At 61.9% G+C, this 10,100-nt stretch carries 12 protein-coding genes and 1 pseudogene; all 13 read left to right on the forward strand.

The window, feature by feature from the left end; genetic code table 11:
• Positions 1-6: 6 nt before the first annotated feature.
• Complete coding sequence (ftsY, locus tag FE781_RS01395) at positions 7-1,005, forward strand: signal recognition particle-docking protein FtsY (RefSeq protein ID WP_138787824.1); 999 nt, start codon at positions 7-9, stop codon at positions 1,003-1,005.
• A 454-nt stretch (positions 1,006-1,459) separates the two neighbouring features.
• Positions 1,460-2,287: a hypothetical protein gene (locus FE781_RS01400; protein ID WP_170209388.1), complete on the forward strand. Its 828-nt coding sequence runs from the start codon at positions 1,460-1,462 to the stop codon at positions 2,285-2,287.
• A 94-nt stretch (positions 2,288-2,381) separates the two neighbouring features.
• Positions 2,382-2,723 carry a YlxM family DNA-binding protein gene (ylxM, locus tag FE781_RS01405; protein ID WP_138787826.1) on the forward strand — a complete coding sequence of 114 codons (342 nt, stop codon included), beginning with the start codon at positions 2,382-2,384 and terminating at the stop codon, positions 2,721-2,723.
• Between the two features lie 116 nt (positions 2,724-2,839).
• Positions 2,840-4,219, forward strand: coding sequence for a signal recognition particle protein (ffh, locus tag FE781_RS01410; RefSeq protein WP_138787827.1), 1,380 nt, complete (start codon positions 2,840-2,842; stop codon positions 4,217-4,219).
• Positions 4,220-4,265: 46 nt separating this feature from the next.
• The gene (rpsP, locus tag FE781_RS01415; protein ID WP_138787828.1) at positions 4,266-4,538 is read left to right on the forward strand and encodes a 30S ribosomal protein S16; all 273 of its coding nucleotides are present in this window, start codon (positions 4,266-4,268) and stop codon (positions 4,536-4,538) included.
• Positions 4,539-4,559: 21 nt separating this feature from the next.
• Entirely contained in the window at positions 4,560-4,790 is a 231-nt protein-coding gene (locus FE781_RS01420) for a KH domain-containing protein (protein ID WP_138787829.1), read from the forward strand.
• Positions 4,791-4,871: 81 nt separating this feature from the next.
• Entirely contained in the window at positions 4,872-5,402 is a 531-nt protein-coding gene (gene rimM / locus FE781_RS01425; protein WP_138787830.1) for a ribosome maturation factor RimM, read from the forward strand.
• A 12-nt stretch (positions 5,403-5,414) separates the two neighbouring features.
• Positions 5,415-6,200: a tRNA (guanosine(37)-N1)-methyltransferase TrmD gene (trmD, locus tag FE781_RS01430; protein WP_138787831.1), complete on the forward strand. Its 786-nt coding sequence runs from the start codon at positions 5,415-5,417 to the stop codon at positions 6,198-6,200.
• Positions 6,201-6,337: 137 nt separating this feature from the next.
• Positions 6,338-6,679 carry a 50S ribosomal protein L19 gene (gene rplS / locus FE781_RS01435; RefSeq protein ID WP_138787832.1) on the forward strand — a complete coding sequence of 114 codons (342 nt, stop codon included), beginning with the start codon at positions 6,338-6,340 and terminating at the stop codon, positions 6,677-6,679.
• 78 nt (positions 6,680-6,757) lie between these two features.
• Positions 6,758-7,324, forward strand: coding sequence for a signal peptidase I (gene lepB, locus FE781_RS01440; RefSeq protein ID WP_138787833.1), 567 nt, complete (start codon positions 6,758-6,760; stop codon positions 7,322-7,324).
• A 30-nt stretch (positions 7,325-7,354) separates the two neighbouring features.
• Positions 7,355-8,296 (forward strand): ribosome biogenesis GTPase YlqF, encoded by a 942-nt coding sequence (gene ylqF / locus FE781_RS01445; RefSeq protein ID WP_138787834.1) that lies wholly within the window; start codon positions 7,355-7,357, stop codon positions 8,294-8,296.
• A 118-nt stretch (positions 8,297-8,414) separates the two neighbouring features.
• Positions 8,415-9,116: a ribonuclease HII gene (locus tag FE781_RS01450; protein ID WP_246067979.1), complete on the forward strand. Its 702-nt coding sequence runs from the start codon at positions 8,415-8,417 to the stop codon at positions 9,114-9,116.
• Positions 9,117-9,215: 99 nt separating this feature from the next.
• Positions 9,216-10,100, forward strand: a pseudogene (locus FE781_RS01455) (hypothetical protein); the annotation flags it as partial.

Raw genomic sequence — 10,100 nt, forward strand, 5'->3', positions numbered from 1 at the left:
CAACACATGAGCTTTTTTAAACGGCTGAAAGAGGCCATCTCGGCCAAAACCGAAGAGGTGACGGCCAAATTCCGCGAAGGGCTCGCCAAGACGCGGGACACGTTCGTGGGCAAGGTCGAGGATTTGTTCTCGCGCCGGAAAAAAATCGACGAGGAATTTTACGAGGAGCTGGAAGAGATTTTGATCGGCGCCGACGTCGGCGTGAATACGGTTATGAAGCTGATCGACGATCTGCGCGCCGAAGTCCGCAAGCGCAAGATCGAGGACCCGGCGGAGCTTCGTCCGGTGCTGTCGGAGAAGCTCGTCGAGCTGCTCCGCGGCTCGGAGGAGAGCAGGGGGCTGCGGATGGCGGATTCCGGTCTGACCGTGATTCTGTTTGTCGGCGTCAACGGCGTCGGCAAGACGACGACGATCGGGAAAATGGCCCACCGCCTCAAGTCCGAGGGCAAACGGGTCATGCTGGCGGCGGGAGACACGTTCCGCGCGGGCGCGATCGAGCAGCTTGAGGTATGGGGACAACGCGTCGGCGTCGACGTGATCAAGCAGCAGTCGGGCGCCGATCCGGCCGCCGTCATCTACGACGCGCTCCAGGCCGCGAAGCAGCGGGGGGCGGACGTGCTGCTGTGCGATACGGCGGGACGGCTGCAAAACAAAGTAAACCTGATGGAAGAGCTGAACAAAATTTATCGGGTCATTCGCCGCGAGGTGCCGGACGGTCCGCACGAAACGCTGCTGGTGCTGGACGCCACGACCGGGCAAAACGCGCTGCAGCAAGCGAAGCTGTTCGGCGACAAGTCCGGCGTGACCGGTCTTGTGCTGACGAAGCTGGACGGTACGGCCAAAGGCGGAATCGTGGTGGCGATCCGGCAGGAGCTGCAGTTGCCGGTGAAGTTCGTCGGCCTTGGCGAGAAGATGGACGATCTGGAGGAGTTCGACTCCGAGCAGTTCGTGCACGCGTTGTTCGCGGATGCGATCAACCGCGAGGAAGAACAATCGAAGGCTTAAGAAGGGCGCGCCCTGAGGGCGCGCTTTTTTTTATCGTCGGATCGCCGGATATAGCGAGAGGCGATCCCGGAGAAGAGGGCTGGCTGCCTCCTGAGGCACGCCGGGGTTGCATGCGCTATAAAACGCGGCCGGGTCAAGCTGCGGCTAAAGACTTCGAAAACACAAGGGGACGTTTGAAGCTGCTGCGAACGTATACGACAAGCGGGAGACGGATTTGGCGGCCTTGAATCGCGAGCCGAAGGTTCGGTCAAAGGGGAGGCAGAAGGTCGAGGGCCAGGGCTTGATTGGAGACAGGGCGGCGCGCACATTGACGTTGAGAATGATTCTCAGTTATGATGGAGGCAGGCGACGCTATTCGGCGCGGACGGTCTGCCGGGCCGCGCCACTTCTGCGAATCTCGATGAATGGCGAATCCATATCGAATACAAACGGTTCAAAATAGGAGGTTATCCGGATGTTCCTTTCCGTTATGTCTTATTCCCGTGACCGGCTGTTGTTTCCTTTTTCTTCGGTGGCTTCTTGTCCCGGCGTCGGGATAGCCGCCGCTTCGGTCGGCCACGGCGTGTTCCGGGTGGACGAAGCCGGTTTCGGGCACAAACTGGACGGCGGGCTGCCCGCCGAGGCGACCGTCAACCGGCTCCGTACCTATGGCGGAAGGCTTTACGCCTGCACCCGGGACGGATTATACGTGCACGGCCAGGACGGTTGGAGTCCGACCGACATCGCTATTCCCAGCTATCAATTGAAAGAGTTCGACGGCGTGCCGTTCGCGGCGACGGAATACGGCCTCTGGTGCGGCGACGGCAAAGGCGGCTGGTACCATCTGGCTTACTCGGGCTCGGCCGTATACGATTTCCTGGTCACGCCCCAATCGATCCTGCTCGGCAATCGCGAAGGGTTATCCTGGTACGACCGGTACGCCGGTTCGTGGGCGGAGATCGGCCTGGGCGCCTCCGTCACCAGCTTGGCCGCTTACCGGGGAGCGCTGGTCGGCTCGACGGACACAGGGGAACTGCTGGTCGGGGACCGCCGGGGCAAGCTTGAGCGGTACCGGTTCGGCGGCCTGTTCGTGTTTGGCGTCAGCGAGCTGCGGGGTCGCGCGTACGCTTGCACCGACGGAGGCTTGTTCGAGCTGCGCCGGCTCCGCGATCGGCCGGACCTGCTCGCGGTCAAAAGAGGCGTTCCCGTTACCGATGTCGCCCTTCATGGCGGCAAGCTGTATGCGGCGACGTTGTCCCGGGGCGTCCTGGCGTTTTCCCGCAGCGGGGCGTTCTACGCTTGACAAGGCGAAGGCCTTGACACGGCATCCCGCATCCGGTATGATGAAGAAGTTGTTCGAGATGTAAAGGCATTTGCCTTGACAGGGGGGATCACGCTTGACGGAAGCCCTCGAGAAGACAAACCGGATCAACCTGCTGCTGGATTTCTACGAGCCTCTCCTGACGGAGAAGCAGCAGACGGTGCTTCGTTACTATTATCATGACAATTATTCGCTGGGCGAGATCTCGGATCTGTTCGAGATCAGCCGGCAGGCCGTATTCGAGCATTTGAAGCGCGCCGAGCAGACGCTGGAAGACTGCGAGTCGAAGCTGGGACTCGTGGAGAAGCATCAAGCCCGGCGGGAAGCCCTGGATGCGCTTCGCAGGGAGCTGGAGCATGTTCCCGGGCTGCGGGAACGGCTCGAACCGATGCTTGAACGGATCGAACAGGCGGAATAAAGGAAGGCGCGGCGAATCCGGCGGATGGTCTCATCCGTACATAGATCAGAACACTTAAGTTCGTTAAGGTGAGTCTGCGAACCAGGCCCACCATTCAGGCAAGGAGGTGCGATTTTATGGCATTCGAAGGATTGGCGAGCCGGTTGCAGAGCGTATTCGGCAAGCTGCGCGGCAAAGGCAAAGTGACCGAAGACGACGTCAACGAAGCGATGCGCGAGGTTCGTCTGGCGCTGCTGGAAGCGGACGTCAACTTCAAGGTCGTCAAGGAATTTATCGCCAACGTGAAGGAAAAAGCGCTTGGCCAAGAGGTTGCCAAAAGCTTTACGCCCGGCATGGTCGTCATCGACATCGTCAACAAGGAACTGACGGCGCTGATGGGCGGCTCCAATGCCAGACTGGAGCGCTCGAACCGGCCGCCCACGGTTATTATGATGGTCGGCTTGCAGGGCGCCGGCAAAACGACGACGTCCGGCAAGCTCGCAAGGCTGCTGCAAAAGCAAAATCACAAGCCGCTGCTCGTGGCGGCGGACGTCTACCGCCCGGCGGCGATCAAGCAGCTTCAGGTGCTCGGCGGACAGATTAACGTGCCGGTGTTCACGCTGGGCGACAATGCGAATCCGGTCGACATCGCGGCCCAAGCGCTGCAACATGCCAAGGAGAACGGATTCGACACGGTGATCATTGACACGGCGGGCCGGCTGCATATCGACGAGGCGCTGATGGACGAGCTGAAGAACATCCGCGATATCGCGAAGCCGACCGAGACGCTGCTTGTCGTCGACGCGATGACCGGTCAGGACGCGGTTAACGTCGCGCAGAGCTTCAACGAGCAACTGACGCTGACGGGTGTCGTGCTGACGAAGCTCGACGGCGATACGCGCGGCGGCGCGGCGATCTCCGTCAAGGCGGTGACCGGCTGTCCGATCAAGTTCGCCGCCATGGGCGAGAAGATCGACGCGCTGGAGCCGTTCCACCCGGAGCGGATGGCGTCGCGCATCCTCGGCATGGGCGATATGCTGTCGCTGATCGAGAAAGCCCAGGCGAGCATCGACGCGGAAAAGGCGAAGGATTTGGAGCGCAAAATGCGCAACGCCGAATTCACGTTCGACGATTTCCTCGAACAGATGGAGCAGGTCCGGAAGCTGGGGCCGCTCGATCAGTTGCTCGACATGCTGCCGGGGGCCGGCCAGCTCAAGGAAATGAAGAATCTGAAGGTCGACGAGAAGCAGATGGCGCGCATGGAAGCGATCGTCAAGTCGATGACGAAGGAAGAGCGGGCGAACCCCGATCTGCTGAACGTCAGCCGGAAGAAACGGATCGCCCTCGGAAGCGGCAACTCGGTTCAAGAGGTGAACCGCTTCGTGAAGCAGTTCGAGGATATGCGCAAGATGATGAAGCAATTCTCGTCGATGATGGGACCGAAGGGGCCGAAAGGCGGCCTGAAAAACTTCATGAAAGGCAAAATGGGCGGAAAAGGATTCCGGTTTCCGTTCTGACGGTTTACCGATAAGCTGTTGATTCTGTCAAGGAGGTGATACAGAGATGGCAGTTCGCATTCGTCTGAAGCGTATGGGCGCCCACAAAAAGCCGTTCTACCGCGTCGTCGTATCCGACTCGCGTTCCCCGCGCGACGGCCGTTTCATCGAAGAGATTGGCACTTATAACCCGGTCGCTCAACCGGCTCAAGTGAATCTCGACGAGGAGAAAGCGCTGAAATGGCTGCATAACGGCGCGCAAGCGTCCGACACGGTTCGCAGCTTGTTCAGCAAAGCCGGCATTCTGAAGAAGTTCCACGAGTCGAAGCTTCAGAAGTAATCCGTTCGATCGGAGGGGCCTATGAAAGAGTTGATAACCGTTATTGCCAGACGGCTGGTTGATCATCCCGACGACGTGTCCGTCGCGGTCGAGGAGCGCGAGGACTCCGTCGTCTACAAACTGCAAGTGCACCCGTCCGACGTCGGAAAAGTGATCGGCAAACAAGGCCGCATCGCAAAGTCGCTGCGTACGGTCGTAACGTCCGCCGCGGCGCGCGAGAACAAGCGGGTTTTCGTGGATATCGTCGATTGAAAACCCGTGCGGCTGGGAAACAATGAGGGTTAGGAGCGTATCCTAACCCTTTTCCGTATGCAACGAAGGAGGTGGGAGACGATGCCTGATCCCCGGAGACGGTTGACGGTCGGCCAGGTGATCAATACGCACGGCATTCGCGGCGAGCTCAAAATATGGCCGCAAACGGACTTTCCCGACGTCCGGTTCGCCAAGGGAAGCCAATTGCTGCTTGTCCATCCGGAGGGCCGCGCCGAGGAGCCGGTGCGGGTCGAACGGTCCCGCGGGCAGAAAAACGTGTATATCGTCAAGTTCGACGCTTTCGACAACATCAACGAGGTGGAGCGGTTCAAGGGATGGGCCGTCAAGGTGGAGGACGAGCAGCGCGTTCCGCTGCAGCCGGGCGAATATTACTTCCGCGATATCATCGGCTGCGACGTGCTGCTGGAAGACGGGTCTTCGCTTGGTGTCGTCGAGGACATCCTCAGGCCGGGCGCGAACGACGTATGGGTCGTGAAGCGGCCGAAGGGCAAGCCGGCGCTTCTGCCGGTGATCGACGAGGTCGTGCTGAACGTGGACGTGGCCTCCCGCACCATCACGGTCAGGTTGATGGAAGGCTTGATCGACGATTAAAGGAAGGGCCTCATGAAAATCGATGTTTTGACCTTGTTTCCGGAAATGTTCGAGGGCGTGTTCGGCGCGAGCATTCTGGGCAAAGCGCGCGGCAAAGGGCTGGTCAAGCTCGGCACGGTGAATTTCCGCGATTTCTCGAACAGCAAGCACGGGACGGTGGACGACACGCCTTACGGCGGCGGCGGCGGGATGGTGCTGAAGCCCGAGCCGTTGTTCGCGGCGGTAGAGTCGCTTACGGAAGGCCGGACAAGCGGTTCCCGTCCCCGCGTCATCCTGATGTGTCCCCAGGGGGAGCGATTCACCCAGCGAAAGGCCGAGGAATTGGCCCGCGAATCGCACCTGATTTTGATTTGCGGCCACTATGAGGGCTACGACGAACGAATCCGCGAGCATCTCGTCACGGACGAGCTGTCCATCGGCGATTACGTGCTCACCGGCGGCGAGCTGGCGGCGATGGTGGTCGTCGACGCGGTCGTCCGGCTGCTGCCGGGCGTGCTCGGCAACGAGGCGTCGGCCAGCGAGGACTCGTTCAGCACCGGCCTGCTGGAATATCCGCATTATACCCGGCCGGCCGACTTTCGCGGCTGGAAAGTTCCCGACGTGCTGCTCTCGGGCCATCACGAGCGGATCGCCGAATGGAGGCGCCGGGAATCGCTGCGCCGGACGCTGCAGCGCCGTCCCGACCTGCTGGAGAAGGCCGAGCTGACGGACAAGGATCGCCGCTGGCTGGAAGAGCTCCGGCAAGCCGCGGGCGAGCAGGACGCCGGGCAACCGGAACAGCCCCGCGGTTCCGCGTAAGCAAATCTTGTAATCGCCCCGATCCTATGGTAATATGTTTCTTGTTGTGCAGATCGGCGGTCCTCTGTCAGCGATGAACATGCGCAAACGGCGCATATGAGCGGCAAGAACGCCTGAGTGGAAGGAGGGAGTCATCGATGAACCTGATTCGCGAAATTACGCAAGAACAGCTCCGCAAGGATATTCCGAACTTCCGTCCCGGCGATACGCTGAAAGTGTACGTGAAGGTTATTGAAGGAAGCCGCGAGCGGATTCAGTTGTTCGAAGGGGTTGTCATCAAGCGCCGCGGCGGCGGCATCAGCGAAACGTTTACGGTTCGCAAAATGTCCTACGGCGTAGGCGTTGAAAGAACGTTCCCCGTGCATTCGCCGAAGCTGGAGAAGATTGAAGTGGCTCGCCGGGGTAAAGTTCGCCGCGCGAAACTGTATTATCTTCGCGGTCTTCGCGGAAAAGCGGCACGTATCCAAGAAATTCGCTAATAGACGAAACCGGGGGCTTGGGTTCCAAGCTCCTTTTCGTTTTCCCTTGAATTCGCAAAACGGGCGGAGGATAGCCTAATGAGTGACAATACCGAAAAAGTCAATGTCAAAAGCGAAGCTTGGGAGTGGATCAAGGCGCTTGTCATCGCGCTGGCGCTCGTCTTTTTGATCCGGTGGCTGCTGTTCTCTCCTTTTCTCGTTTCCGGGCAATCGATGGAACCAAACTTTTATGACGGCGAACGTCTGATCGTCAACAAAATTTTGTACGACTTCCGCGATCCGAAGCGGGGGGAAGTCATCGTATTTCTTGCGCCCGACGGCCGCGATTACATCAAACGCGTGATCGGCGTTCCCGGCGACCGCGTGAAGGTCGAAGGCGATACGGTCTATGTCAACGGTCAACCGATCGACGAGCCGTATTTGAAGGAAGCGATCGAAGCGGCGAAAGCCCGGGGCGTCGACTACAACAACACGAACAAGGAAGAAACGGTAGTTCAGCCCGGCACGCTGTTCGTCATGGGCGACAACCGCTCTCACAGCTCGGACAGCCGGTCGAATGCCGTCGGGCTCGTGCCGTACGACAAGATCGTCGGCCGCGCCGAAGTCGTGTTCTGGCCCTTGTCCCATATCAAGCTGGCGCGATGACGGGCAGGCGGCCTGAAGGGAGATCTACCGATGCATATTCAATGGTTTCCGGGGCATATGACCCGGGCCAAGCGTCAGATCGAGGATAAATTAAAGCTGATCGATTTGGCCATCGAGCTGGTCGATGCCCGGCTGCCGCTGTCCAGCCGCAACCCGATGGTGGACAGCCTGCTGCGGGGAAAACCGAGAATGGTGCTGCTCAACAAGGAAGATTTGGCCGACCCCGCCGTAACGTCGGAGTGGGTAAAGCATTTTCGCGCCAAAGGTCTGGAAGCAATGCCGATCCGGGCCTCGGGCGGCGCACAGGCGAAAGCGATCGAAGCCAAGGCCAAGGAACTGCTGGCGGACAAGCGGGAAGCGATGATCCGCCGCGGCATACAGCCGAGACCGATCCGGGCGCTGATCGTCGGCATTCCGAACGTCGGCAAGTCCACGCTGATCAATACGCTGGCCGGCCGTGCGGTTGCCGCGACAGGCGACAAGCCGGGCGTCACCAAGGGCCAGCAGTGGATCAAAACGTCGATCGACATGGAACTGCTGGACACGCCGGGTATTCTCTGGCCGAAGTTCGACGATCAGCGCGTCGGCTTCCGCCTGGCCGTGACCGGCGCGATCAAGGACGAGATTATCGCGGCGGAAGAGGTGGCGTTTTTCGCCCTGCAGTATCTGGCCCGATATTACGGCGACCGGCTGAAGGAACGGTACGGCGCGGATCTGGACGTGCCCGAAGCGCCTGCCGAACCGGAGAAGGCCGCCGGGGACGAACCGGAAGGGCGGCCCGAAGGCTCTGTCACAAGCATCGCCGATCCCGAGCTGCATGCCCGGTTCGTCGAGCTGATGGAGGCGATCGGCCGCAGGCGGGGCTGTCTCGAAGGCGGCGGCCAGGTGAGCTACGCCAAAACCGGCATGGCGCTGCTGCGGGATATCCGCACGGGCAAGCTGGGCAGAATCAGTTGGGAAAGACCGGAGTGAATCCACGGAGGAACCGTGCGCCGAAACGGCGTGCGGTTCTTTTTTTTTGTGCCGCGGATGCGTGCTGGCCCCCGCATCCGTTCCGGTGTACAATGGAAGAATCGGAGATTCGGAGACGATGGGAGAGAACGCACCGATGGAGGAACGGAAGGAACGGTCCGGTCGAACGTCGAAGCCGAAGCAGGCCGCGACGGAGACGGCGGACCGGCTGGAACACGAGCGCCGGTTATGGGCGGAAGGATTTGTCCGCATCGCGGGCGTGGACGAAGTGGGGCGCGGCTGCCTGTTCGGCGATGTCGTCGCTGCGGCGGTGATTTTGCCTCAGGGGCTCGAACTGCCGGAGGTGGACGACTCGAAAAAGCTGACGGCGGCGAAGCGGGAACAGTTGTACGATTTGATCGTGCGGGAGGCGGTGGCGTACGGCATCGCGCGGGTCGATGCGGAGACGATCGACCGGATCAACATCAAGCAGGCGGCGAGGCTGGCGATGAAGCAAGCGGTCGAGAAGCTGGACGTTCGGCCGGATTACCTGCTGGTCGACGCGGAGCGGGTGGACGGCGGCTTGCCGCAGACGGCGATTATTCACGGGGACGCGCTGAGCCAATCGATCGCAGCGGCGTCCATCCTGGCCAAGGTGACCCGGGACCGGCTGTGCGAGCAATGGGACGCGCTCTGCCCCGAATACGGAATAGCCGGCCACAAAGGATATGCGACCAAGGCGCACCGCGAAGCGATTCTGCTGTACGGGCCGAGCCCGATGCACCGGAGGTCGTTTCTGGGCAAGCTGCTGGCCGAACAGGAGCAGTTGACGCTGTTTTGAGGGAATAACCCGCGGGCTGCAGGATCGGCGGCGAGTTGCCGATAATAGCGGTACATAGACGAACGCCGAAGGCGTGATGAGGAACGGGGAGGACGGACGATGCAGATCTCATGGGACGGGCTGGTGCGGTCGCTGGCCGGCGGAGGGCCGCGCCAGGAGGCCCGGACGATCGAATTGAGGCCGGGACAATTGGTGCAGGGAACCGTCGTGCGTCCGCTGGACGGAGGAGAGGCGCTTGTCTCGATCAACGGCGTGCCGGTCAAGGCGAAGCTGGAGACGTCGCTCCCGGCCGGCCAGCCGACGCTGCTGCAAGTGCAGAGCGATCCGACGGGTCAAGGCGCGATTATCCTGAAGCCGTTCGCCGGCGGCACGGCCGAGCTGTCGGACGAAGCGGCCCGGCAACTGTTGAAGGGCTGGGGGATGGAGGCCAGCCCGGACAACCGCGCCATGCTGCGCGCGATGGCGCGGGAGGGCGTGCCGCTGACGGCGGACCATCTGCGCGCGGTATTGGAAGCGTGGCAGGGCATGCCGAAGGGAACGCCGATGGGCGATGCCGCTCGGGCGGCGGCGGTCGCGCTGGCGCGCCAACTGCCGCTGACAGCGGGCGCGCTTCAGGCCTTGCAGGCGGCGTTGTCCGGGCCTGCCGCGCACGAGCTGCTGGAGAAGCTCGGCGCGCAACTGGACCGGCTGCTGGCCGGAGGAGCGGCGGGCTCCGAGGCGTCGCGCCAGTTGGCGTCGAAGCTGGCGGATGCCGTACGCGCCGTATGGACGGCGGCGGGTGCGGCCGTGGAGCCGGAAGCGTCCGCCGCCGTCGCGGGCGGCGGACGGTCCGGCCTAGGCAGCGCCGCGGGCGCTGCGGGCGTTCCGCCGGGCCAGGCGCAGGCGGCCGCCCAGCCGAACGGCGGCGCCGCGCCCGTGCCGGGGCAGCTGGCGGACGCGGGCGCTCGGCCTGGGGCGGCCGCAGGCAGCCCGGCGTCGGCGTCG

Source organism: Paenibacillus thermoaerophilus (assembly GCF_005938195.1).
GTDB classification, from domain to species: domain Bacteria; phylum Bacillota; class Bacilli; order Paenibacillales; family Reconciliibacillaceae; genus Paenibacillus_W; species Paenibacillus_W thermoaerophilus.

Bases quoted from the DNA above. Each gene is read 5' to 3' on its own strand.
- ftsY (WP_138787824.1), top strand. From the start codon at position 7: ATGAGCTTTTTTAAACGGCTGAAAGAGGCCATCTCGGCCAAAACCGAA.
- FE781_RS01400 (WP_170209388.1), top strand. From the start codon at position 1,460: ATGTTCCTTTCCGTTATGTCTTATTCCCGTGACCGGCTGTTGTTTCCT.
- ffh (WP_138787827.1), top strand. From the start codon at position 2,840: ATGGCATTCGAAGGATTGGCGAGCCGGTTGCAGAGCGTATTCGGCAAG.
- rpsP (WP_138787828.1), top strand. From the start codon at position 4,266: ATGGCAGTTCGCATTCGTCTGAAGCGTATGGGCGCCCACAAAAAGCCG.
- FE781_RS01420 (WP_138787829.1), top strand. From the start codon at position 4,560: ATGAAAGAGTTGATAACCGTTATTGCCAGACGGCTGGTTGATCATCCC.
- rimM (WP_138787830.1), top strand. From the start codon at position 4,872: ATGCCTGATCCCCGGAGACGGTTGACGGTCGGCCAGGTGATCAATACG.
- trmD (WP_138787831.1), top strand. From the start codon at position 5,415: ATGAAAATCGATGTTTTGACCTTGTTTCCGGAAATGTTCGAGGGCGTG.
- rplS (WP_138787832.1), top strand. From the start codon at position 6,338: ATGAACCTGATTCGCGAAATTACGCAAGAACAGCTCCGCAAGGATATT.
- lepB (WP_138787833.1), top strand. From the start codon at position 6,758: ATGAGTGACAATACCGAAAAAGTCAATGTCAAAAGCGAAGCTTGGGAG.
- ylqF (WP_138787834.1), top strand. From the start codon at position 7,355: ATGCATATTCAATGGTTTCCGGGGCATATGACCCGGGCCAAGCGTCAG.
- FE781_RS01450 (WP_246067979.1), top strand. From the start codon at position 8,415: ATGGGAGAGAACGCACCGATGGAGGAACGGAAGGAACGGTCCGGTCGA.